The 23,900-nt window shown below is 41.2% G+C and carries 31 protein-coding genes; 5 read left to right on the top strand and 26 right to left on the bottom strand.

Going from position 1 to position 23,900, the window contains the following annotated elements; translation table 11 throughout:
* Positions 1–5: 5 nt before the first annotated feature.
* The 20 genes from spoVAE to NSQ52_RS10935 form a co-directional block, all read right to left on the bottom strand.
* Entirely contained in the window at positions 6–356 is a 351-nt protein-coding gene (spoVAE, locus tag NSQ52_RS10840) for a stage V sporulation protein AE (RefSeq protein ID WP_007501045.1), read from the bottom strand.
* Positions 356–1,372 (bottom strand): stage V sporulation protein AD, encoded by a 1,017-nt coding sequence (gene spoVAD / locus NSQ52_RS10845; RefSeq protein ID WP_024718928.1) that lies wholly within the window; start codon positions 1,370–1,372, stop codon positions 356–358. Before spoVAD ends, spoVAE begins: the two co-directional genes overlap by 1 nt.
* A 12-nt stretch (positions 1,373–1,384) precedes the next feature.
* Positions 1,385–1,837 (bottom strand): stage V sporulation protein AC, encoded by a 453-nt coding sequence (gene spoVAC / locus NSQ52_RS10850; protein WP_024718929.1) that lies wholly within the window; start codon positions 1,835–1,837, stop codon positions 1,385–1,387.
* A 20-nt stretch (positions 1,838–1,857) separates the two neighbouring features.
* On the bottom strand, positions 1,858–2,274 hold the full coding sequence (locus NSQ52_RS10855) for a stage V sporulation protein AB (RefSeq protein ID WP_007501049.1): 417 nt from the start codon (positions 2,272–2,274) through the stop codon (positions 1,858–1,860).
* On the bottom strand, positions 2,264–2,884 hold the full coding sequence (locus NSQ52_RS10860) for a stage V sporulation protein AA (RefSeq protein WP_024718931.1): 621 nt from the start codon (positions 2,882–2,884) through the stop codon (positions 2,264–2,266). Before NSQ52_RS10860 ends, NSQ52_RS10855 begins: the two co-directional genes overlap by 11 nt.
* A gap of 114 nt (positions 2,885–2,998) precedes the next feature.
* A complete protein-coding gene (sigF, locus tag NSQ52_RS10865; RefSeq protein WP_007501051.1) occupies positions 2,999–3,766 on the bottom strand; it encodes an RNA polymerase sporulation sigma factor SigF in 768 nt (255 codons plus the stop codon).
* Between the two features lie 12 nt (positions 3,767–3,778).
* Entirely contained in the window at positions 3,779–4,219 is a 441-nt protein-coding gene (gene spoIIAB / locus NSQ52_RS10870; protein ID WP_007501052.1) for an anti-sigma F factor, read from the bottom strand.
* Positions 4,216–4,569 carry an anti-sigma F factor antagonist gene (gene spoIIAA, locus NSQ52_RS10875; protein WP_008344431.1) on the bottom strand — a complete coding sequence of 118 codons (354 nt, stop codon included), beginning with the start codon at positions 4,567–4,569 and terminating at the stop codon, positions 4,216–4,218. The genes spoIIAB and spoIIAA overlap by 4 nt, the downstream gene beginning before the upstream one ends.
* A 157-nt stretch (positions 4,570–4,726) precedes the next feature.
* Positions 4,727–5,929, bottom strand: coding sequence for a D-alanyl-D-alanine carboxypeptidase family protein (locus tag NSQ52_RS10880; RefSeq protein ID WP_342473329.1), 1,203 nt, complete (start codon positions 5,927–5,929; stop codon positions 4,727–4,729).
* A 110-nt stretch (positions 5,930–6,039) separates the two neighbouring features.
* Positions 6,040–6,852: a purine-nucleoside phosphorylase gene (locus tag NSQ52_RS10885; protein WP_019743098.1), complete on the bottom strand. Its 813-nt coding sequence runs from the start codon at positions 6,850–6,852 to the stop codon at positions 6,040–6,042.
* A gap of 11 nt (positions 6,853–6,863) precedes the next feature.
* A complete protein-coding gene (gene deoB, locus NSQ52_RS10890) occupies positions 6,864–8,048 on the bottom strand; it encodes a phosphopentomutase (protein ID WP_342473330.1) in 1,185 nt (394 codons plus the stop codon).
* 153 nt (positions 8,049–8,201) lie between these two features.
* Positions 8,202–9,092, bottom strand: a complete 891-nt coding sequence (xerD, locus tag NSQ52_RS10895) for a site-specific tyrosine recombinase XerD (protein WP_007501057.1) — start codon at positions 9,090–9,092, stop codon at positions 8,202–8,204.
* Between the two features lie 6 nt (positions 9,093–9,098).
* Positions 9,099–9,326 carry a YqzK family protein gene (locus tag NSQ52_RS10900; RefSeq protein WP_024718934.1) on the bottom strand — a complete coding sequence of 76 codons (228 nt, stop codon included), beginning with the start codon at positions 9,324–9,326 and terminating at the stop codon, positions 9,099–9,101.
* A gap of 117 nt (positions 9,327–9,443) precedes the next feature.
* Positions 9,444–9,896, bottom strand: a complete 453-nt coding sequence (gene fur, locus NSQ52_RS10905) for a ferric iron uptake transcriptional regulator (RefSeq protein WP_003215577.1) — start codon at positions 9,894–9,896, stop codon at positions 9,444–9,446.
* 121 nt (positions 9,897–10,017) lie between these two features.
* Positions 10,018–10,662, bottom strand: a complete 645-nt coding sequence (gene spoIIM / locus NSQ52_RS10910) for a stage II sporulation protein M (RefSeq protein ID WP_017367532.1) — start codon at positions 10,660–10,662, stop codon at positions 10,018–10,020.
* Between the two features lie 115 nt (positions 10,663–10,777).
* Positions 10,778–11,908 carry a S8 family peptidase gene (locus NSQ52_RS10915; protein WP_024718936.1) on the bottom strand — a complete coding sequence of 377 codons (1,131 nt, stop codon included), beginning with the start codon at positions 11,906–11,908 and terminating at the stop codon, positions 10,778–10,780.
* A gap of 111 nt (positions 11,909–12,019) precedes the next feature.
* Positions 12,020–12,241 carry a hypothetical protein gene (locus NSQ52_RS10920; RefSeq protein WP_024718937.1) on the bottom strand — a complete coding sequence of 74 codons (222 nt, stop codon included), beginning with the start codon at positions 12,239–12,241 and terminating at the stop codon, positions 12,020–12,022.
* 266 nt (positions 12,242–12,507) lie between these two features.
* Positions 12,508–12,960: a GNAT family N-acetyltransferase gene (locus NSQ52_RS10925; protein WP_135009209.1), complete on the bottom strand. Its 453-nt coding sequence runs from the start codon at positions 12,958–12,960 to the stop codon at positions 12,508–12,510.
* Positions 12,947–14,128, bottom strand: a complete 1,182-nt coding sequence (locus tag NSQ52_RS10930) for a TIGR00375 family protein (RefSeq protein WP_135009210.1) — start codon at positions 14,126–14,128, stop codon at positions 12,947–12,949. Before NSQ52_RS10930 ends, NSQ52_RS10925 begins: the two co-directional genes overlap by 14 nt.
* Positions 14,125–14,682, bottom strand: a complete 558-nt coding sequence (locus NSQ52_RS10935; protein ID WP_024718940.1) for an NUDIX hydrolase — start codon at positions 14,680–14,682, stop codon at positions 14,125–14,127. Before NSQ52_RS10935 ends, NSQ52_RS10930 begins: the two co-directional genes overlap by 4 nt.
* 168 nt (positions 14,683–14,850) lie before the next feature.
* Here NSQ52_RS10935 and NSQ52_RS10940 point away from each other — a divergent pair, with 168 nt between their 5' ends.
* Complete coding sequence (locus NSQ52_RS10940; protein WP_008343842.1) at positions 14,851–15,777, top strand: aldo/keto reductase; 927 nt, start codon at positions 14,851–14,853, stop codon at positions 15,775–15,777.
* Positions 15,778–15,952: 175 nt separating this feature from the next.
* On the opposite strand, the gene NSQ52_RS10945 is transcribed toward NSQ52_RS10940, so the two are convergent.
* Positions 15,953–16,177 (bottom strand): YqkE family protein, encoded by a 225-nt coding sequence (locus NSQ52_RS10945; protein WP_008343840.1) that lies wholly within the window; start codon positions 16,175–16,177, stop codon positions 15,953–15,955.
* 119 nt (positions 16,178–16,296) lie between these two features.
* Here NSQ52_RS10945 and NSQ52_RS10950 point away from each other — a divergent pair, with 119 nt between their 5' ends.
* The gene (locus tag NSQ52_RS10950) at positions 16,297–17,226 is read left to right on the top strand and encodes an alpha/beta fold hydrolase (protein ID WP_082627017.1); all 930 of its coding nucleotides are present in this window, start codon (positions 16,297–16,299) and stop codon (positions 17,224–17,226) included.
* 24 nt (positions 17,227–17,250) lie between these two features.
* Here NSQ52_RS10950 and NSQ52_RS10955 read toward each other — a convergent pair whose 3' ends face one another.
* The 3 genes from NSQ52_RS10955 to NSQ52_RS10965 form a co-directional block, all read right to left on the bottom strand.
* Positions 17,251–18,513: a Rap family tetratricopeptide repeat protein gene (locus NSQ52_RS10955; RefSeq protein WP_144679387.1), complete on the bottom strand. Its 1,263-nt coding sequence runs from the start codon at positions 18,511–18,513 to the stop codon at positions 17,251–17,253.
* Positions 18,514–18,813: 300 nt separating this feature from the next.
* Positions 18,814–19,053 carry a YqkC family protein gene (locus NSQ52_RS10960; RefSeq protein WP_008343836.1) on the bottom strand — a complete coding sequence of 80 codons (240 nt, stop codon included), beginning with the start codon at positions 19,051–19,053 and terminating at the stop codon, positions 18,814–18,816.
* Positions 19,054–19,065: 12 nt separating this feature from the next.
* Positions 19,066–19,392: an iron-sulfur cluster biosynthesis family protein gene (locus NSQ52_RS10965; protein ID WP_342473331.1), complete on the bottom strand. Its 327-nt coding sequence runs from the start codon at positions 19,390–19,392 to the stop codon at positions 19,066–19,068.
* A 212-nt stretch (positions 19,393–19,604) separates the two neighbouring features.
* Between NSQ52_RS10965 and NSQ52_RS10970 the strand changes: the two genes are divergently transcribed.
* A complete protein-coding gene (locus NSQ52_RS10970; RefSeq protein WP_212360060.1) occupies positions 19,605–20,312 on the top strand; it encodes an expansin EXLX1 family cellulose-binding protein in 708 nt (235 codons plus the stop codon).
* Positions 20,313–20,329: 17 nt separating this feature from the next.
* Here NSQ52_RS10970 and NSQ52_RS10975 read toward each other — a convergent pair whose 3' ends face one another.
* Entirely contained in the window at positions 20,330–21,304 is a 975-nt protein-coding gene (locus tag NSQ52_RS10975; RefSeq protein ID WP_342473332.1) for a GNAT family N-acetyltransferase, read from the bottom strand.
* Positions 21,301–21,780 carry a GNAT family N-acetyltransferase gene (locus NSQ52_RS10980; protein WP_007501073.1) on the bottom strand — a complete coding sequence of 160 codons (480 nt, stop codon included), beginning with the start codon at positions 21,778–21,780 and terminating at the stop codon, positions 21,301–21,303. The genes NSQ52_RS10975 and NSQ52_RS10980 overlap by 4 nt, the downstream gene beginning before the upstream one ends.
* Positions 21,781–22,062: 282 nt before the next feature.
* On the opposite strand from NSQ52_RS10980, the gene NSQ52_RS10985 reads away from it, so the two are divergent.
* On the top strand, positions 22,063–22,512 hold the full coding sequence (locus NSQ52_RS10985) for a YfmQ family protein (RefSeq protein WP_342473333.1): 450 nt from the start codon (positions 22,063–22,065) through the stop codon (positions 22,510–22,512).
* Positions 22,513–22,653: 141 nt separating this feature from the next.
* Positions 22,654–23,886 carry a DNA polymerase IV gene (locus tag NSQ52_RS10990; RefSeq protein WP_024718949.1) on the top strand — a complete coding sequence of 411 codons (1,233 nt, stop codon included), beginning with the start codon at positions 22,654–22,656 and terminating at the stop codon, positions 23,884–23,886.
* Positions 23,887–23,900: the final 14 nt, after the last annotated feature.

Below are 23,900 nucleotides of genomic sequence, written 5' to 3' on the forward strand. Positions count from 1 at the left end.
TTAGGTTATCCTTTCGGTTTAAAGATAAGTGCAATGATAAATGAAAATAAAATCGCAGCTGATATTCCAGCAGAGGTTAACTCAAAAATCCCAATTCCGATTCCAATAAATCCGTGGACATCGGCCTGATGCATCGCCCCATGAAGCAAGCTATGACCAAAGCTTACGATAGGGACGGTAGCACCCGCTCCTGCAAATTCAATAAATTTATCATAAATACCAAACCCGTCTAAAATCGTCCCCGCCACAACAAAGGTCGTCATGACATGTGCCGGTGTGAGTTTCAGTACATCAAGTAAAAGCTGGCCGATTACGCAAATCAGTCCGCCTGCAACAAAAGCAATCAAATAATCCATTAGCTTTCTCCTCCTGCACGCTCAAATACAACTCCGTGCGCAATGGTTGGAATGGTCTCTTTTTGCTGAACCATCATTGGGCTGAGAAGCGCCCCGGTTGCTACAACCAATACTCTTTGCAAATTCCCTGCTTTCATTTCTTGAAAGATGTGACTGAATGTCACGACAGCTGAGCAGGCACAGCCGCTGCCTCCAGCGAATACATTTTGATCAGGTGTGTATATGATTAATCCGCAATCATCATGCTTCCGTCCAAGCTGAATGCCATCTTCTTTCAGAAGATCCTTTAAAATAGGCGATCCAATTCCAGATAGATCTCCTGTTAGGATGAGATCATAATCATCTACTGTTCTTCCTAAGTCTTCTAAATGTTGTTTGATTGTGTCTGCCGCTGCAGGCGCCATAGCCGAACCCATATCGAATGGATCTGTAATCCCAAGATCCATCACCCGTCCGACAGTGGCACTTGTAATTTGAATTTGGGAAGGTTCTTGGCTGATGACGACAGCACCGCTCCCTGTCACTGTACTTGTGGCTGTATCTGGTTTTTGCCCGCCATATTCTGTTGGATTACGGAATTGCCGCTCTGCCGTCGCATTGTGACTGCTTGTCGCAGCAAGTGCTCTATTGGCAAACCCACCATCTATTAACGCTGAGGCAATGGCGACTGATTCCATAGATGTGGAGCAGGCACCAAATAAACAAAGAAACGGGATTTTGAGTTCTCTTGCCACATAGTTGGCTGTCACGTTTTGGTTCAGTAAATCTCCTGCCAGCAAAAGGTCAATATCACTTTTTTGCAAATTCGCTTTTGATAAGGCCATTGATATGGCATCATCCATGAGCTGCCTTTCAGCCATTTCCCAGTTCTTTTGATAACAGTGCATTTCATCATAGGTTTTATCAATGAGATGACCGATTGGGCCTTCTTTTTCTTTCGGTCCTGCAGCTGTTCCTTCCGCATTCACATAAAGCTTGTGTTCAAATACCCAAGATTGCTTACCTGTTAGTTTCACGTTTTATTCCTCCTACGAAAACATCTTTTCCAAGACGTATCGAATAATCCCTACGACATATGCCGAGACGACACCAAACACAATGACGTTCCCAGCCAGTTTAAACATGTTGGTCGCTACACCTAACACAAGCCCTTCACTTTTATGCTCAAGAGCCGCACTTGTCATGCTGTTTGCAAATCCTGTCACCGGGACAGCTGATCCCGCTCCAGCAAACTGGCCGATTTTATCGTAAATACCAATACCAGTTAAAATAGAAGAAATTAAAATAAGGGTCGCCACCGTTGGATTCCCTGCTGTCTTCTCATTAAAATCAAAAAAAGTAATATAGAAATTTTGCAATCCCTCGCCTATCGCACAAATCAAACCGCCGACAAGAAAAGCCTTGATGCAGTTCAGTACATAAGGAGGTTTCGGCTGATACGTTTTCACTTTAGATGGATAGTTCTCTTTTAAACTTGACACGTGTTGTTCCCTCCACATTTTTAAATATAAATAAGCCAATGAAATAGCGAGCCAAACACCTTTCCTAAGACGATGGCCATGAGCAGCAGCACAATTTTGCCGTCCATTCCAATTCTTTTCGTTAAGATAGGAAGTACATTTAACACTTCAGTGAGTGCGGCAGCAAGCATGCCGACAAAAATGCCAGATAAAAGACCGATCGGTAGCGCCAGCCATTTGGATAAATGCAAATGGACTTGACTTAAAGTAGCCCAGCCGCCAACGACCGCTCCACTTATCACGGCAGCCTCATATCCTTGAATAAAACGCTGCGTTTTCGTTAATTGCATTAATCGAGGGATAATACCAAGCACTGTAAGAAACGCCACAAATCCTGCCCCTACCGTTAAACCGCCGCCGAGCCCAACAAGCACCACAAAAAGCCATTTACCGATCATGGATATCTTTCAATGTTTCTTTGTTTTCATTGAGTGCGACATAATGATCAAGATCGAGCTGATATTTAAACATTTCCACTTCAAGCGGGCTTGGCTCTTCGTTTAAACGCTTTTTAAACACATGATTGAAAAATAAAATCATGCCAAAACCGAGTCCAAAGCTATATGGAATTTGTAATAAATACGGATGCTCAACCGTGTTTCCAGTAATCATCTCGTAAAGGCGGATATGAACAAGTCGCATACTAACATCCTCATGGAAATTCATGATGGCAAGGGCCGCTCCGACAAATAAGAGGAGCCATACAAACACGAATAATACGGGGGACAGCTGGCGTTTGCCTGTGTCTATTTCAACAATGGCTTCTGAGCCTCCGACTGTTTGAATGTCAATGTCAGGCCATGTTTTTTTGATCGTTTTGACCACATGCATGATATCTAACACAACGATGTGACGATCCTTTTTGCTGACATGGTATATCGGCATTTTGCTCAGCTTTTGCACAGCACTGTCATCTCCAGTGATTTGGGCGATATCCTCTAAATAAATAAGCTGATCATTACCAGTCTTAATCCGATGGCGCAGCCGAATAAAGATTTGTCCGTCCATCCAAGTCACTTCCTATACGATGGGTTAAAAATAGTATGTGGTGAAAAATGGTTCTCATACTGAAAGAACTTGATTTACCGGTAATTACCACACAAAAAAAGCCAGCCGAATTGGCTAGCTGTCCTTTTGATCCATTTGCATTTGAATTTGTTTTAAAATTTTCTTTTCAAGCCGTGAGACTTGCACTTGGGAAATTCCGAGTCTTTCTGCTACTTCTGATTGTGTTTGGTCTTTATAATACCTTAAATAGACAATCAGTTTCTCACGCTCTTCTAATTCTTTAATCGCCTCTTTTAGCGCAATTTTATCAAACCATCTTTCTTCTGAATGATCGGCAATTTGATCGAGCAACGTAATCGGATCGCCGTCATTTTCATACACGGTTTCATGAATAGATGATGGTGAGCGGACCGCTTCTTGAGCAAGGACAACATCCTCAGGTGTGATGTCCAGATATTCAGCGATTTCCTGAACAGTCGGCATTCTGCCATGAGATTTAGACAATTCGTCCCTTGCCCGCCTGATTTTATTTCCAAGTTCCTTTAAAGACCTGCTGACTTTGACGGTTCCATCATCACGAATGAAACGCTGAATTTCACCAATGATCATTGGAACGGCATACGTCGAAAACTTCACATCATAAGACAAATCAAATTTATCAACAGATTTCAGCAGGCCAATACAGCCTATTTGGAACAGATCATCTGGTTCATATCCTCTATTTAAAAAGCGCTGAACAACGGACCAAACAAGACGCATGTTTTTTTCTACGAGGAGGTCTCTTGCTTGTTGATCTCCGTCTTGGCTTTTTTTGATGAGCTGTTTCACTTCATCATTAGACAGCTGTGCTTTTTTTGCTTGCTTTTTTACCTCCACATCCATATGAGCAGCTCCTTAATTACAAAGCGCTTTGCTTTTTGATAGATGCTTTGTTAAGCGGATCGTTGTGCCCATTTCTGGAGATGAGTCCACCATGACATCATCCATAAAGTTCTCCATGATCGTAAAGCCCATCCCGGAGCGCTCTAAGTCTGGTTTCGTCGTAAAAAGCGGCTGCCTTGCTTCCTCAAGATCTGAAATGCCCATACCTTCGTCTCGAATCGTCAGATACACAATATGGTCATCCAGCGTAACGCTAATGTGCACCTTGCCGTCTGGATTCCCGTCATACCCGTGAATGATCGAGTTCGTGACCGCCTCTGATACAACGGTTTTGATTTCTGTTAGCTCATCTAATGTTGGATCGAGCTGAGCGATGAATGCTGCCACCGTTACTCTCGCAAAGGATTCGTTTTGACTTAAAGCAGAAAAAGTCAGATTCATTTCATTTGTCATGATGCCACCCCCAATGTTTGCAGCGCAGTTTGCTCTGAAGGCTCCATACGAATAATTTTAAACAAGCCGGACATATCAAATAAACGGTTCACCGCTGGCGAGATCGCACAGACGACCATTTCACCGCCAAGTTGTTTAATTTCTTTGTATCTTCCTAAAATCACTCCGAGCCCAGAGCTGTCCATAAACGATAAATCAGCTAAATTCAGCACGATGTGGCGAATGTCCTCTGTTTCCAAATAATTCGTCACCTTTTGTCTCAATGTCTCTGCGGAGTGATGATCAAGCTCCCCTGTCAACCGAATGCAAAGTACGCTCTCTTTTATTTGAAAATCAATACCAAGGCTCATCTTTTCTTCCTCCTTGCTCTATTTTCGGATAAAGAATGTTTCTCTTTCTTCACATGCAAATCCTTCACCATGACAAAACTAGTGATCATTCGTCACATTTAGATGTTCTTTTCGTTCATAGCAAAAAAGACTGCCAGTTGCAGCAGTCTTTCACCTTTTACTTCCATTTAACAAATTCGGCCATAGCCCGTTTGAAGAACGTCCAAACACCGGCTTTTTCCATATCTTCTTTCGCTTCAACAGGACTTTCATGAAGCACTTTTCCATCTTTTTTCAAGATGATGGTGCCAAGTTTCGTTCCTTTTGAAAATGGGGCTGTGACATCTTGAGTTAATTTAATTTCTTTTTTGATCTGATCGACATTTTCGCCTTTTTTCGTTAGAAGAGAAATCGGTTCAGACGTGACAAGCTGAATTTTTTTCTTTTTCCCTTTGCTCACTTTGATCTCTGCTACATCTTGACCACGCTTGTACAGAGGATGCGTTGTATATTGACTAAAGGCGTAATCCAGCATTTTGACGACTTGAGCATTTCTGTCTTTTGGTGTACTTGCGCCGAATACAACAGCAATCACGCGCATGTTCCCTTTTTTAGCGGATGCAGTTAGACAGTATTTCGCCTCGCCTGTAAACCCTGTTTTCACCCCATCCACACCTGGATAAAATTTAATGAGACGGTTTGTATTCACAAGCCAGAATTTTTTATCCGTGTTCTGACGAAGATAATCTTCGTATACACCTGTGAACTTGGTGATCTCTTCATATTTCAACAGCTCTTTCGCCATTTTTGCCATATCATGAGCCGTGCTGTAATGATCTTTTTCAGGAAGCCCTGTTGGATTTTGAAAGACCGTTGAGGTGAGCCCAAGCTCTTTTGCCTTTTTGTTCATTTGCTCAACAAACTGTTCTTCAGATCCAGCAATATGTTCTGCCATGGCAACTGAAGCATCGTTTCCTGACGCAATCGCAATGCCTTTTAGCATGTCTTTAACCGTCATTTCTTCTCCCGGTTCAAGGAAAATTTGTGAGCCTCCCATAGATGCTGCGTGATCGCTCGTTCTTACTTTATCAGTCATTTTTAATTTCCCTTGATCCATCGCTTCCATGATGAGAAGCATCGTCATGATTTTGGTCATACTTGCAGGGGCAAGTTTTTCATCACTGTTTTTGTTGTAAAGCACTTTTCCCGTGTCACGTTCCATTAAAATCGCTGATTTGGCTTCATGCGCCAATTCTGATGTTTGTTTTTTTCCTGGCTTTTCAATCTTTTCTTTTGCCATCGCTGATGGTGAAACCATTGAGATAAGGATCATTAAAGTAAACAATGCACATATATGACGTTTCAAGTGGCAGACCTCCATTATCGTAATCCTTTCTATTTTTTCCTCATAAAGGCTGTTTTATTCAGAGATCGTTTGATTGCCATAAAAAAAAGCCCTCTGTTTATGAACAGAAGGCTTTTTCACACGATCTATGAGAGTTGTTTGACAACTTCTTTCACTAAATCAAGGAAACTTGCTTTCACTTTTTCCGTCACTTCGATCACTTCATCATGAGAAAGCGGCTGATCTAAAATACCTGAAGCCGCATTAGAGATGCATGAAATACCAAGTACTTTTATGCCTGCATGACGTGCCACAATCACTTCTGGCACAGTCGACATACCGACTGCATCAGCGCCAAGCGTTCTGAGGAAACGAACCTCTGCCGGTGTTTCATATGAAGGGCCTGTCATTCCTGCATAAACCCCTTGCTGCACAGATATGCCTAAATGTTTAGCCGTTTTCTCTGCAAGTGCCAACAAATCTTTATCATACGGTGCAGACATATCAGGGAAACGAACCCCTTGACTGTCGTTTGGTCCAATTAACGGATTGGTTCCCATCATATTGATATGATCTGTAATCAACATAAGATCGCCAGGATGGAAGGACGTATTCACACCGCCCGCTGCATTTGTCACAATACATGTTTCAATGCCGATTTCTTTCATCACACGGACAGGAAATGTCACCTGCTTCATATCATACCCTTCATAGTAATGGAAACGTCCTTGCATGGCACAAACGACCGTGCCTTTCAGCGTTCCAATGACGAGCTGGCCTGCATGCCCTTCTACTGTTGAAACAGGGAATCCAGGAATATCTTCATATTTCAATTTGATTGGATTTTCAATCTCATCGGCTAAAATGCCAAGACCTGAACCTAAAATCAACCCAACTGTTGGTACATATGTCGATGCTTGTTTAATATATGCCGCCGCTTCTGAAAACTGTGCTCCCACGTGATTTCCCCCTATTTGAGTTTAGATAAAAAGCTTGTTCCGTATTTTGGCAGCGTTGATTTAAAATTATCTGCTACCGTTGCCCCAAGATCAGCAAATGTTTTCGCTGTTGGCAGCTCATTCGCTTCTTGATGCTTTTTGCTGTAAGCAATAAGCGGAACGTATTCTCTTGTATGATCTGTTCCGTGATGAACCGGGTCATTTCCGTGATCTGCTGTGATCACAAGCAGATCATCCTCTTTTAATAGATCAAACACTTCAGGTAGACGTGCGTCAAATTCCTCTAGTGCCTTACCGTAGCCTTCTGGATCTCTTCTATGTCCATAAAGCGCATCAAAGTCGACAAGATTTAAGAAGCTCAGCCCAGTAAAGTCTGTTTTCAGCGTCTCCACTAGCTTGTCCATTCCATCCATGTTGGATTTCGTTCTGAGTGAAGAGGTGATTCCTTCACCATCATAAATATCAGAGATTTTTCCGATCGCAATGACATCAAGTCCATCATCTTTCAATTCATTCATGACGGTACGGTCGAATGGTTTTAATGCATAGTCATGACGATTTGGTGTTCTAACAAATGCCCCCGGCTCTCCGACAAATGGACGAGCGATGATGCGCCCTACCATATATTTTTCATCTAAAGTCAGTTCACGTGCGATTTCGCAAATGCGGTAAAGTTCGTCTAATGGCACAACTTCTTCGTGTGCAGCAATTTGCAGCACAGAATCTGCTGAAGTATAAACGATTAAATCGCCTGTTTTCATGTGCTCTTCGCCAAGCTCATCTAGAATTTCTGTACCAGACGCTGGTTTATTTCCAATGGTGTCGCGCCCTGTTTTTTCTTTTAATTCATTTAACAGTTCATCTGGAAAGCCGTCTGGAAAGACTTTAAATGGTGTGTCGATGTACAGACCCATGATTTCCCAATGCCCTGTCATTGTGTCTTTACCGTTGGATGCTTCTTGCATTTTCCCATAATACGCAAGCGGTTTTTCGTCCGCTGGAATTCCTTTAATTTCTTTAATATGACTTAGCCCAAGCTTCGCCATATTCGGCATATGAAGCCCGTTCATTTTTTCAGCAATATGTCCAAGTGTATCTGCACCTACATCATTAAAATCAGCAGCATCAGGTGCTTCCCCGATCCCTACTGAATCCATCACAATGAGGAAAATACGTTTATACTGATAATCAGGCATAAAAAAGCGCCTCCTTCAATATTCTTGTCCTTTCACCTTTCACAACTGGAGAGGTCAGACATCTCAAGTATAAACCGTTTTCAAGTCAATTGACAACCATAAACGGTCCAAACATAAAAAAGCATGATACACGTTCACCGTGCCATGCTTTACTTATGCCCTTGGATGGAATTTGTGATACACGTCTTTTAATCTTGTTTTTGTGACATGTGTGTAAATTTGTGTAGTAGAAATATCGGCATGTCCGAGCATTTCCTGTACGGCTCTAAGATCCGCACCGTTTTCAAGCAAATGTGTCGCAAATGAATGTCTGAGCGTATGAGGCGTCAGTTCTTTTTGAATACCTGCTTCTATGGCTCGTTTCTTTAAGTTCTTCCAAAAGCCCTGCCGCGACATTTTTTTTCCGTGATGATTCAGAAATAAAGCATCGGCCGGCTGTTTTTTGAGCAGCTTGTTTCTGCCTTTTTCTATATACACTTCAATCGCACTTGCAGCAGCTTCACCAATAGGCACGATTCGCTCTTTTCTTCCTTTTCCAAAACAGCGGATAAACCCCATGGTCAGATGCACATCTGCAAGAGTCAGATCAAGCATTTCACTTACGCGAATACCTGTTGCATATAAAAGTTCGAGCATGGCTTTGTCACGGTAGTCAAATGGTGTTTGCTGCTTAGGTGTATCGAGCAGCTTTTCTACCTCATCTAATGATAGAACTTTCGGTAATTTCCGCTCTGTTTTTTGTGATTCAATGTTCCATGACGGGTCATCTGTTGTCACTTTTTCACGGAGCAAAAATTGATGAAAGGAGCGTATCGATGATAGATGACGGACGGACGTTTTACTCGATTTCCCCTCGTCTTTTAACTGTTTTAAATAATGAATAATATGAAGGCGTGTGACGTCTTTTACATCTGTCAATTGTTCATGCGTCATTAAAAAAGACAAATAGTTCTGTAAATCTCTTTTATAAGAGACAATGGTATTTTCAGAGAGTCCTCTCTCTACTGTCATAAAATGAATAAAGTCGGATAATTGATCCTTCAATGGTTTCTACTCCCCGTTTTGATAAAAATAAATCAATCGATCCTGCCACCTGTCTTGTTTCGGCTGATCCATTTCCATCACTTTTATCGCTGCACCTTCTGGTTTATCATAACGATGATAGCTTTCATATTCTGAATTTATCCATATCATAGCATAATAGAACAGGACGGTAAAACCAGTGAACAAGATAAATACTTTCATTACTTCACCTGTTGTTTTGAGCCATTTTCGCATGTTCTTCATGTCCTTTCTCGTGTTCTCATTACTTCAGCATATGCCAGGTGGGACAAGGAATATACAGCGAACATGCAAAAAACCTTTTCATTTTGAATGAAAAGGTTCCAATTCGGATTATTTGCCGGATTCATCATCATGACACCGGTGGCAAATACCGTGGAATGTCAATCTATGATCCTTAATTTTAAATTTCCAGTCGCGTTCAATAATTTCTTCAACATCTTCTAATAAATCATCTTCTATCTCATCGACTGTTCCGCATTCCATACAGACAAGATGGTGATGGAAGTGAGCGGCTCCTTCTTTGCGAAGATCATATCGCGAAACGCCGTCTCCAAAGTTAATTTTATCAACAACTTTCAGTTCAGTAAGCAATTCTAACGTCCGATAAACAGTAGCAAGACCAATTTCAGGAGACTTCTCTTTTACGAGGAGGTATACATCTTCTGCACTTAAATGGTCTTCTTCATTCTCAAGCAGTACTCTTACTGTTGCTTCACGCTGTGGCGTGAGCTTATAGCTGGAAGAATGAAGCTGTTTCTTAATTCGATCAATCCGATTTTCCATTGACTTTCCCTCCTACGCCACATTACTTGATCATTATATCAAATGATGTGCAGAGAGCCAACTATAATCATTTTAAATTGATAAATAAATTGATTATTATTTAATAACGATTACAAAATCATCAAAACAGAACACCTGCCAGCTTTTTCATCAGCATAAATGATAAGTATGATTCAAAAAAGGACGAAAGAGCAGCGAGGGTTAAAATCATCAGTAGAACAGAAGCATACCGGCCAAACCAATGGATTGGCGCTTGACTGATGGTTTTTTTCATAAAAAGCTGACCAATTAAACGAATGGAGAACGCAATCGCACAAGTTCCGATCACTAAATACGCAGGAATGAGCAAGATATTTTGAGGAAGCACCGAGACAAAAGATAGAAAAAAACCGCTAAGCCCCATTTGATTGACCAAAAAACCGACAGTAAACCCAACTACAATCCCTTTTAAAAAGATCATCAGAAAAATAAGCGGCAGGCCAATGATGGAAATTCCGAGTATCCACATGAGGCCCAAATATTTCATATGATGCAAAAAGCTTTGCAAAAACATTTCTTTTGATTCTGCTGCTTTCTCATTCGTCAGTTGACCAAAAAATTGATTTAAATAGTAGAATAAATCCTCTTTCTGACTCATTGTCATACTATTGACGATAATGGCTCCAAAAATGACGCCCATTAAAAATAGTACAGAAACAAACAAATAAATTGATAAATGATCTTTCACGTGCTGAAGAAGATGTTCTTTCCAAGACTTTTTCCGCATGCGCCTTCCTCCCAAATAGTAAAGGTTACTAGATTCTATGAGAGAGCAGACGAAACATGACAGTTTTATGAAAAGAAAAACGAGAAAGCAACTGTACACTGCTTTCTCGTTTCCTTTATCGTGCAGCTTTTTGTACGTTCACAAGCCCAGCTCCATAATAAAAAGGTTCGCCAAGTTTTGTGGCCGTTTTTGTCAGCCTTTCACGCAATTCATCATTTGTCAGATTCGGATGTTTTGATAGAATGACTGCCGCAGCACCAGCTACATGAGGTGATGCCATAGACGTTCCACTCTTATATCCATATTCGTTATGAGGAATGGTACTTAATGTTGAAACACCTGGTGCTGATACTTCCACCTCTTCCCCAACAGAGGAATCAAAGGCTCTTTGCTTTCGTTGATCCACAGATGCGACTGCCATGACAGAGCTGTATTTGGCCGGGTAATCTATCGTATTAAGTGACCCGTAGCTCCCAGCATTTCCTGCAGATGCGACAATGAGAATCCCGTTGTCATATGCTCGATCGACCGCTTCTTTCAGCGCCTCCGATTCACTTGCTCCCCCCATACTAATATTGATGACATCCATCTCATTCTCAATCGCCCATTCAATGCCTTTAATGATCCAGCTATAGTAGCCGTCACCATTTTCATCTGCCACTTTCACCGCATAGATCGAAGCTTTTGGTGCCACACCAACGACGCCTACCTTATTATCTAATGCTGCGATCGTGCCTGCAACGTGGGTTCCGTGTTCATGCGGGTCAACGAGCGGATCGGACTCTGTTGGAACAAAGCTGACACCACCAGTTACATGTAAATCTTCATGCTTGCCGTCGATTCCACTGTCAAGAACAGCTACTTTGACATTCTGTCCGGCATATCCTCGTTTATGTACCTTTTGTGCTTTAATGCTTTTGATACCATAAGGGACGCTTTGACCGCTTGTTTTTGCTTTTTGGTCTTCCTCAATAAAAGTAACTTCTTTTGCTTGATGTAGTTTTTCTTTTGATGCTTCGTTCAACGAAACTTTCATCATATCTATTTTATCTATTGATTCTTTCACATGACCGCCAGCTTTTTCAACAAGCTGTTTTTGTGTTTTGTCTTGAACGGAAGAAGAAAAACCGATCATATACTCTTTTTTTGCTTGATCCTTTGCAGATACATCTGATGCGCCGAATGTCATCGATGCCAGCAGCATACTTGCCATACAAAGCCCTGCTCCAAATGATTTGACCTTCACGATACCCACTCTCCCTTTCATTTCTTTTTGTCATTTAACTACATTTTTAGACAAAAAGAAACGACCGTTTGTCCTATTTTTTAAAATTTTTCCAATTATTTGATCTACTTGTCACAAAAAAGCAAAATAAAAATGCTTATGATCCTGTTCATAGCGATCATAAGCATTCCTACCTTTATGTTTTTTCATCATATGCTGCAAGGCTTCTTGCTTTGTTTTTGTCTTTCTTTCGTGTGTACTAAAATGCGGTATATTTCCTCTCGATTGTTCTGGATTTCGACTGTGCTGCCTTTGAAGGTGTTCTCTCTTTTTCTTTGCTTTGCTTTTTCCCATTTCGCAAAACCCCTTTCGTTGTCGTTATGATACATGAAAGCACCTAAAAAAGATAGACGTATACACGTCTATCTCAAATTGTTGACAAAAGGCTAAAATGTACTTGATTTTAGCCTTTTGTCTTCTTTCAGCGTGATAGAAAACCTTTGCAGTCTAGGAAGAACGAGCACTGGCGCGGAGCGAATTTGACATTCGTGAGCACCGGAGCGCAGGACTGACAAAGAATGCGAGGGTTTGTCTACACGCTGAGATAGACGTAGACACGCCTATCTTTCTATTCTCACCATATCAAGATGCGGAATTCCATCCTCATCATAACAATCTGAGACAGCTTCGAAGCCAAACGATTCGTAGAACGATTTCAAATAAGCCTGTGCTTGGATTTTAATCTTTGTTTCGCCTAATTCACTGAGCTTTTTTATCGCCTGATCGAGCAGGATCTTCCCGTAACCTTTTTTCCGGCCGGTCTTCGTCACAAGGACACGTCCAATGGATGCCTCTTTGTACATGATCCCGCTTTGGAAAATGCGGCAATAAGCCACAATCGTGCCGTTCTCTTTGGCGATTACATGCAGCGCCTCTTGATCACGATGATCAATTTCAGGATATGGACATGTTTGTTCTACAACAAACACATTCACTCTTTCCATTAAAATCAGGTAAAGGTCCTCTTTAGACAGTTGTTCAAATGTGTGACATGTCCATTTAAGTTGATTCATGATTGATATCCACCTTACCGTAGACCCCGCCTCCGCCAGCGATCAGTCCAACTTCACCTCTTCTTGCTTTGATGATGTAATCGGCTGTTTTCTCAGGCAGGACCGCTTTTAATTCTTGTTCTGTTGCTTGATGAAGAATATTCATCTCTGTATGAAAGACAGCTTTTAACTTTTCTAACGTTTTGGCTCCAACACCCGGAATAAATTGAAGGGGAAGCTGGTGAACATAAGGAGGCCTTATTCCTTTGTCACTTTCTTGGTCAGCAAGCTCCTTTAACCGCTCACTCACCCCTTTTGTCATTCGGGTATGGCCGCATGCTTGGCACTTTTCTTGCTCCTGACTGTCAGGTCTTACCCCGCATTTCTCACAGGTCGTATGATAATACTTTCCGAGCCGCGGAGCGAGCCCATAATTGCCAGTGATGTTTCTGCCATCTTTTCCTTGAAGCGCTAGCTCGAATTCAGCAAAGGAGGCATGATCCATTCGGATCTTAGTATATTCCCGCGCAATTTTCCCTAAAGAATGGGCATCTGAATTTGTTAAAAAAGGATAGCGGTTTAGCTCACTTAGCTGGGAGGCCATAGACGTATCACAGCTAAGGCCAAGCTCAACAGCATCAATGAGTTCTGGATCGAATACTTCGGTTAAAGACGTATTGACCCCTTTGCCGTATAAACTTTTATGCGGCGTAAAAATATGGGCAGGAATAAATAATCCCCCTAGTTCCTTCACCTTATGCTGAAGCGTTCTCCCATCCACATATAACCGCTGTGAACTCAAATGCACATTTTTCATATGAAGAGAAAGCCATGCGGAAAACTCAGACATTTTACGAAGCGTGGGCATAAAGGCAAGCACATGAATCGGACCTTTTGATTGGTCATCATTGATTTCTAGCTCACTGCCTAAAAGCAAAACGGTCTTTCCAAATGATAAACCGCCATCGGTTAGTTCAGTGTACGTGCCTTCCTCTACACCTTCTATCAGTTCTTCTAGTACTTCGGGAGATTGTGCATCAATGACACCAATCATCCCCATCCCTTTACTTTGAGACGCTTCAATGAGAATTTGGTCAATGGTCAGTGACCTTGCACCTGTAATTTTGACAGCCCTGCCTGTTCTTGTTCGACCAATATGAATATGGATATCTGCAAAGAATTCCCTCATTTTGTAGACTTAAGTACCTCTTGCAATTGTAAGTATTGAATGGCATAGGCTGTTTTTGCATCATAAATATGCTGTTTTTCGATGAGGTGCAGCGCTTCTTCTAATGAAACTTCCATCACTTCGACAAATTCATCCTCATCCAGCTCTCGTTTCTCTTCAAGCGGGACCAGCTGATCGGCAAGGTAGATATGAACAATTTCATCCGCAAACCCTGGTGATGTATAAAAGGCGGTCAGTTTTTGGAGCGCCTGAGTAGTATAGCCTGTCTCTTCTTCCAATTCTCTCAGTGCTGTATGTGCCGGCTCTTCCCCTTTTTCTAGTTTTCCAGCCGGAATCTCAACGATGGCTCTCTCCAGTGCTTTACGGTATTGTTTGACCAAAATGATTTTATTTTCGTCTGTACGTGCAATGACTGCTACTGCACCTGGATGTTTAATGATCTCGCGTTTGCCTGGTTTTCCGTTCGGCAATTCTACATCTTCAAGAACCAAGTCAATGATTTTTCCGTTATATAATGTTTTTGACGATAATGTTTTTTCTTCAAAGTCCTTCAATTTTGTCAGCTCCTCGTTCTACTTTCACTTTTTACTTCATTCATTTTAACATAGATGTTTTAGGAGAAGCCAAAATGCGGATGCCTGCTTCAATGCGCCTTTTGAAATCACCTAGCTTGAATTCCAGAATTGTTTCACTTAATGTGAAAGGATAGGAGTGTGATTGAATTGAAAAAAAGACGAATTGGCACCTCTGATCTCTTGGTTAGTGAGGCGGCACTAGGATGTATGTCCCTTGGGACTGAAAAAGAAAAAGCGCTCTCTTTATTAGATGAAGCCATTGATCTTGGGATTAACTATTTGGATACAGCTGATTTATATGATTTTGGAACAAATGAGGAAATCGTCGGGGAAGCCATTAAGAACAGACGCCAAGATTTGATTTTGGCCACAAAAGGCGGCAACCGCTTTGAAAAAGGCAAACCTGGCTGGGACTGGGATCCTTCAAAAGCATATATAAAAGAGGCTGTGAAACAAAGCCTGAAACGACTTCAAACAGATTATATTGATTTATATCAATTGCATGGCGGCACAATTGACGATCCAATTGACGAAACCATCGAGGCATTTGAAGAATTGGTTGAAGAAGGTGTCATTCGCTATTACGGCATATCGTCGATCCGTCCGAATGTCATAAAAGAATACGCCAAAAAATCAAATATCGTGAGTGTGATGATGCAATATAGTTTACTCGACCGCCGCCCAGAAGAATGGTTTTCTCTTCTTGAAGAACAAAGCATTAGTGTCGTGGCAAGAGGTCCTTTAGCAAAAGGATTATTAACTGAAAAACCCCTTTCGCAAGCAAGTGCGGCGATTCAAAAGAACGGGTATCTTGAATATTCATTTGAAGAGCTCCAGCAAATCATTCCTTCGTTAAAGAAAGTCGCTTATGACCTATCACTGACAGAGCTGTCCATTCAATACTTGCTCAAGCATTCTGCAGTCAGCTCTGTTGTTTTTGGCGCAAGCTCGGTGAAACAGTTAAAAGAAAATGTGGCAGCGGCAAATGCACGTTCATTAAGCGACCAAGAAGTAAAAGCTTTGTCATATTTCACAAAACAGTCTGTGTATGAGACGCATCGTTTGAATCAATAGAAGACAAATGGAAGAACAGCTTGCCACTTATGTTGTGTTTTAATGTACAACCCTATTGGTGCGATTCTGAAATGAAGTGATACGAGGGAGTTAGACGTGTTTTCTCTCAGGCTCATGTAGTATGTATTCATCTCAAGGATATAACATAAAAAAGGGAGCATCATAGCTCCCTTTTTTAACTTTTATACTTTCTCCAGTCTAAATGACTTTCATCTAGCAGCTCTGAGAAGCTTTTATTTTTTTCTTTTTCTTTCTGTTGCCGAAGGAGGTCTTGTCGTTTTTGTTCTTCTCTTTTTTCTGTCTCGGCGGCCAGATTCTGCTTCATTTGAAGGAGCTGCTGTTTCACATCATCCTTTATGCCGTCCTTTAGCTTTGCTTGATCTTGATTGGTCTTTTTCACTTTGCCTCTCTCCTTTTGCTTTAGTGTATCATCCGTTTTATTTGCTCAGCAAGAGTCACGCCAAACTCCCAACATGTGGTATGATCTTCATAGAAACCCTTCGGAAAGGAAGAATCAGCTTGAAGAAGAAATGGCTCGCTATACTCGCCTTGGTATTATTTCCACTCGCTGCAATCGGCATTTTTTTTACCAATAAAATGATGTATATACGAAAATTAACGGATGAAGAGCTCATCAAACGAGAATCAGATGAAGGGCACTATCATCACGAGGAGTTTCAACAGCTGCAAAAAGAGAAAGTTTGTATTCCTTCAACATTTGGTTATGATCTTCATGGCTATTTTGTACCGATCCCTCATACAACACGCACCATCGTTCTTTGTCACGGGGTTACAGTCAGTTTGATCAATTCCGTGAAGTATATGAAATTATTCCAAAAGCTTGGATGGAATGTGCTGCTTTATGATCATAGAAGACATGGGATGAGCGGCGGAAAAACAACGAGCTATGGATATTATGAAAAAGAAGATTTGGCTCAAGTCGTCAAGTGGCTGAGAAAAAGGCTTGGGGAAAAAGCAATCATTGGGATACACGGAGAATCGATGGGCGCAGTCACAACTTTATTATATGCTGCAAAACCAGATGCAAACGCCAATTTTTACATCGCTGATTGTCCTTTTGCTTCCTTTGAGGATCAGCTTCTGTATCGATTAAAAACAGATTTTCGTCTTTCAGGACAGTGGATTCTTCCACTAAGTGATCAAGTGTTGAAATGGCGGGACGGATACAGCATTCGGCAAGTTTCTCCACTTGATGTAATCGATCAGGTGAAAGAACCTATCCTTTTTATTCATAGCCTCCATGATGACTATATCCCTTGTGAGCAAAGCGAGCAGTTATACGCACGCAAAAAAGGTGATAAACGGCTATTTATTGCGCCACATGGTGCGCATGCGATGTCTTATAGTGACAATAAGGAAGTCTATGAACAAGAGGTCGAAGCATTTTTGGAAGCATTTCACTTCAATCAAAATGAAAGAGGAGAATGAACAGCCGTTCGTCTCCTCTTTTTGCTAACTTATACGATAGTCACCACTGTTGTATGGTGTCTGCCCGCCAGCTCCATATGGCTCTCTTCCGATTGCTGCTGACTCATGACCGATAACCCTGCAGTTGCTGCCAATAAAAGAACTATCAAACTCATTTTCATATAAATGACCTCCATTTTGAATTTTTGATATGGCTTGAATTTTCCTTTCGTAATACCGGGTAGAAACTTCAAATAATCCAAGCTCATTATAATAATGAGCCGCATCAAGTGCCAGTTCCTCAATATCTGGGTATAAACGCTTGTCCTCCAACAAATCTAATGTATCGTCTATGATTTTTATTTCTGCATCAACGTATAATGCTTTTAAAAACTGAAACTTGCAGATGTAAATTTCATCTTCTAATTCACAGGCTTTCATAATACCTTGTTGATAGAGGGTTAACGACTCTTCTATTTGTTTTTGTTTAAACAGGATTTGGGTCAGCATAAATAGTGGGTCTAGAGAGCGATTCAGATGGGTTAAATTCTCCTTTTCAAACACTTCAAGAGAGTCTTTGAGATAGCGACTTGCTGTAGCAAGATCGTTCATTTGGTAATAGCAGTTACCTAAGTTGAAAAGGGCCGAACCTATGACTCGAGGGTTTCCAATTAAGCGTGCTCGCTTTAGAGCATTTTTAAAGTAGGGCAATGCATGTTCATAGCATTTCAAATCATCATAGTTTGCACCGATGACAAATTCACAGTGGATGATTCTCAGCGTGTACGTTCTGTAGGCAGAGTACGTATCTAACGCTTGCAAAGCATAGTGCATCGAAAAGTGGGTTTGTTTCATGTGGTAGTATATTTCTGCTAATTTAAAATAAAATTCTGCTCTTTCTATATCATCTGATATGAGATTGAGCTTTTTTTCTGCGGAACGGTAATAAGCAATGGCGCTCAAATAGTTTCTCTGTTCAAATTCAAACATTCCTGTAAAAAAATGAACATAGTATTCAAGCATATCTGTTAATTTGGTCTGCGAATGTTCAATTGTTTCTAGAAGCTTCTTAATCTCCTCATCATTCGAGGCTTTTTTTGCCGGTTCAAAATATTCAAGCATGACCTTATGTCGAAAATCCATCAGCTGGTAAAAAAGCAGCAAGTTCTGATCTTGCTCCATCTCAAGGATTTCCTGCTCGATCTCGGCCTTTAGCTTCTCTGCTTTCATGACATGAAATCCGCAAATCTGCCTATACCATTCGTTTATTTTGATTCCAACCTGAGGCGATGACAGCTTGAGCTTCAATTCACCTTAGCACCTCCCTCCTCATGTACGATACATGTTGTATTCTATCATATTTCCTCGAATGGAAGAAATATGAAATGTCGTTTTTCGTAAAGTTTTCGGTATCCCGCAATAACCGCTTTCATTGCCGATTTTTCGGCATTTACAGTCTCTATTTTTCTCTTTCTATTTTTCTCATTTTGTCTAAATGTTTGTTAAAAATGACTTTTTATCGTTGAAAAATCTCATTTTTCAAATTAGACAGTTCTCCTGTTTGATGAGATGATGATGGCACAAAAAAAGCCCTCTTCAGCAAAGGGCTTATAACACATCTGTTACGTGTTCCATATTCTCTTTTATCCAACTGACTGCTAATTCAAGCGTTGGAAATTCTTCCGTTTCAAATGTGACTTCATCTTGGAGAAGCCAGACGTCCTTTTTTACTGAATCCATTCCACCGATTGACCAGTGCAAAAGGCTATATGGATGATTATTATTTAAAAACGACACCCACGTTTTATTTTGTGCCGTATTTTGTATCACTTTCAGCTTTTGATCCACTACGTTTCCACCTTACTTTACAAGTATACCCATTCTCGGGCTGAGTATTTGTTGAGGACTTTTCAACATAAGTGTATTGGCTTTTTCATTAAAATCAATCGTCATTTCCTCGTCAAAAAACACCTTTTGTGCTGTGTGTATATATAGTTTTAAATGTTGGCTATTTTTAAGTGGTTCCCATTCACCTGTTCTTTCACTTGTTAACCAAAGCATCGGTACGCCACTCACTGCACAGCCACAACCTTCTGAATCGTAGCGAAGCAGTACTTCCTTCGTTCCGTTTCCTGTTTGCTGTTTTTCTATATACGTTTTAGCCAGTTCTGTGATGTGAATATACATGGCGAACATCCTTTTTAAATTGATGCTTACATTGTAACACATAAAACACCATAAAACATGACACACGACTAAATCCGAAAGTCATACTCTTTGAAATACACGCTCTTCTCACTAGGATTATATCTATCTATTGGCTCTTTCTGCATCCTGTTTTTTAGAATTATACTGATGACGCTATCAATTTTAAAAGAAGAAACAGGAGGTTTTAGATCGTGAAAAAAAGATTATCTCTCTGCTTTATCGGGGCGCTGATATTGATGTTGAGTTTCACTATGCCCAACATGAAAGCGGCATCTATCCTTGATGAAGTACGAGAAAGCTATGCGACTTATACGGGATCTGGTTACTCAGGGGGCGCCGCTTTATTAGATCCTATTCCCTCTGACATGGAAATTACAGCTTTAAATCCCCATGACTATAACTATAAAGGGGTAAATGCGGCACTTGCAGGGGCTTACCTTGAAGTAACGGGGCCAAAAGGAAAGACCGTTGTGTATGTAACCGATAAATATCCAGAAGGAGCAAAAGGAGCTCTTGATCTTTCTCCTAATGCCTTTGCCAAAATTGGCAATATGGAAGATGGGAAAATCCCAATTAGTTGGAAAATTATAAAAGCACCGATTAGCGGAAATGTAGCTTACAGAATAAAAGAAGGTAGCAGTGAGTGGTGGGCTGCGATTCAAGTGCGCAATCATAAATATCCGGTTATGAAAATGGAATATTACAAAGATGGACAATGGGTGAACATGGAAAAGACAGACTACAACCATTTCCTTGGCTTTCATATGGGGTCTACATCTCTTCCTGTTCGAATCACAGATATTCGCGGGGTCATAGTAAAGGATCAATTACCCGCTCTTCCATCTACTGCTGCTTCACAGGCCTATATTGTAAAAGGCAATGTTCAGTTTCCTAATTAACGAGATGAAGAGGCAGCTTATTTAAGAGCTTCCTCTCTTCCTTCTTTATCCCAGCGATATGCCTCATTTTCTATTTCTTTTATGATTTCATTCTTTCCCGCCATATAGCTTTGTATATCTTCCGGATACTGCTTTGCTAATTGTTCCTTGACAGACGCATACGCTTCAGCTCGTTCTGGGTGGACTCTTAAGTAATCTCGAAACAATAAATGTCTTTTCACATCAGGATGATTTCTTTCATACACATGGACATGATGCGTACGATTCAAGCCACCCTTTTGAAAAAAGCGTCTCCCTTTTATACCATTTTCACCGAGCGCTTCGTATCCAAGGTGTTCAAATCTCTCTTTTTTTCTATCGATCTCTTCTATATCGCTTACTTCTATTAATATATCTATAATTGGTTTGGCAACAAGTCCTGTAACTGACGTGCTGCCTATATGGTAGCCTTCTATCCAGCTCTTTTGAATGATTTGCTTGAGTCGCTGCTTTTCTTGACGGAATTCTTCATGCCATTCTTTTTTGAATTCGACAACCTCAACCCTGCGTCGCGGTGTCCATTTCATTTTTGATAGGGTGAGCTCTTTTGCCACATGAATGACATTTGTTTCAAAAAACCCTAATTTTTCATATAGCCTTTTTGCAGGGGTGTTTTCCTGCCCTGTGGTCAGTTCTATCGGAACATTCTTCTCTATGATTGTGGACATAAGTCTTGTTCCAATACCCTGCTTTAGCGCTTTTGGATGCACAGCCAATCGACTTATGATCAGACAATCTTTCAGCTCTTCATAAGAGACTACACCTAATAAGAGATCATGTTGCTGAAAACCAATAAATTGCTCTTTTGCTTTCATGACATCTTGAATGGTCTCTTTTAATGGCGGAAGATCAGCATAGCCAATTTGTTCAGCTTCTTGTTGGTATGCAGCTAGTTGAATATGTAAAATCTGCTTTGCTACATCAATTATTGTGTGATCTAAATGAACAATCATTTCATTGCCTCCAGCTTCTTCACAAATAACACACGGTCTTCATGAATGCCATCGTAATCTGAAAAGACTGAGATGCCATCTACTGTTTTATCTCCCTTTTCTATCTGAAACCCGAGTTTTGTATGGTAAGCAATGGAGACTTTATTGATAGGAGCTGTGACAGCTTTAATTGTTGTTCTTCCTTCCTTTTCAGCCGCTTCATAAAAAGCTTGATAGAGGATTTTACCTATCTTTAATTTACGGTGATCTGGGTGGACGCCAACAAAGTGAATATAGGCTTCATCCGAATGAGATTGCGATAAAAAACCAACCAAAAAGCCGATCAGCTCTCCCTTTTCAACGACAACAAAACTTGTTTGCTGGAAATGTTCAAAAAAGAGCTTTGGCAATTTTGCACGCAAATCTCTGCCTCCCCACCAGCTTTGAATGACGGATGTGACTGCGTAAAAATCTGACGGTTTCACTTGACGTATCATGATGGCCTCGCCCCTTTTTCCATTTTGGCTTTCCTTTGATTCGTTTTTTCTCAAAAATGCGATTGTTTCAATAGTCTACTGTCTGATCAAATGGTTGTAAAGACAGTATGCACGTCTTTTTTCATGTTCATTTGTTGGTTCTTCGTCTTTCAGCCGTCATCTCCTTTTAAATCTTCACACTTATTTCAAAAAGTTCACTTTTTGTGCGAAAGTTTCATTCATTTGTTATGTTAAGATGGTTCATATAGGAAATGGTACAAATGTTTATTGGAGATGATGAGATTGGTTTGGGTTGTTATTTCGCTTGTTGTGTTTAGTCTTTTAAAGCTGCTTGTCACCTCTTTGCCTTCTGGTGTTGTTGAGCGCCTTTTTAGCCGCTACGCCGTACATGCTAAATTAACAAGTGAGCAAACAAATATTACTTTTCAAGGTCGTTCGCTTGATGAGCAGCGAGCATCTGAAATCATTCAACATTTTAATGATGCGATCTTTATTGAACGCTATTATATTTACCCTGGTGATGAAGAACGCTTTCTTCATCCGAATGAAGGGCCAGCGCCGCTTACTATGCAAACAAAGCATGGGAAACATGATGTCACCCTTTATCTGTTCCATTATGATGACCATGTGGATGTGGTTCGGCAGTTTACACATAAGCCAAAGAAAAAGCTGATGGCTTATCGTCTGCGTTCTGAACCGCTCCAAACATTCCACAACATGGCACATGCCTAACAATCGTTGCAGCAGACGAGACGAAGTGTTCACCACTTCGTCTTTTTTGTATGGACAGCTTTTGAATGATTTACCAGTATGAATTTCACCTCATATTGTTTACAATAGATACAGAACATACGTTCTAAGAGGTGAAGTACAATGAATGAACGAGCCATTCTGCTTGTGGATATGCAGTCATTTTATGCATCAGTCGAGAAGGTGGAGGCGCCACATTTGGAGAATGTACCGCTCATTGTCTCTGGAGATCCAGAACGAAGAAGCGGAGTCGTCCTGGCAGCCTGCCCTCTCGCGAAGAAACGTGGCGTACAAAATGCATCAAGGTTATGGGAAGCACAGGAGAAATGTCCTGAAGCAGTGGTTGTACGTCCACGTATGCAGCGCTATCTCGATGTCTCTGTCATGATTACAGAACTGCTTGAACAATACACAGACCTTGTCGAGCCATATTCCATTGATGAACAGTTTCTTGATATTACAGGCAGTCTTACACTATTCGGCTCTCCACATGAGATCGCTCAACATATACAAACAACGATTATGAACCAGACTGGCATTTACGCACGTGTGGGCATCGGCCCTAATAAAGTGCTCGCTAAAATGGCCTGTGACCATTTTGCCAAAAAAAACACATCCGGCATCTATGAACTGAGTGCCGACCGGGTTGCTGCTGATTTATGGCCGCTTCCAATTGGAAAATTATTTGGCGTCGGCAAACGAATGGAGCATCATTTGAAACGAATGGGCATCAGTACTATTGGCACACTTGCTACTTATCCGTTAGACCGATTAAAAAAACGCTGGGGAATCAATGGGGAGCTTCTGCAGCGAACAGCTTTAGGACACGATCCCTCCCCAGTCACTATTCACACACATGATCAGCAAAAAGCCGTTGGGCATCATATGACCCTTCCCCGTGATTACGCATCTTTTGAGGAGATCAAAGTCGCTCTTCTTGAATTGAGTGAGGAAGTCGCTAGGCGGGCACGTTTTAAGCATTATCTCGGTCAAACGGTGTCTGTTGGTGTAAGAGGGGCTGATTTTTCACATCCAACAGGCTTTCATCGACAAATGAAGCTTCATTCACCGACACAGTATGGCTCAGATATTGCAGAGGCAGCGATTCAGCTATGCCAGCAGCACTGGGATGGCCAGCCCATTCGCAGTGTAGGCATTACCCTCTCACAGCTGCAGCCTGACAGCCACTATCAGCTGACTTTATTTGATCATCATTTGAAGAAAGATCAACTCAGCAAAGTATTTGATGAAATCCATCTGAAATATGGACCTGCGGCATTATTACATGCTTCGTCACTGACAAGCGCTGGGCAGGCATATCACCGCGCCGAAAAAATTGGCGGGCATTACAAATAACGGAGGCGAACAAG

The organism is Bacillus sp. FSL W8-1141, assembly GCF_038593205.1.
Classification (GTDB): domain Bacteria; phylum Bacillota; class Bacilli; order Bacillales; family Bacillaceae; genus Bacillus; species Bacillus altitudinis.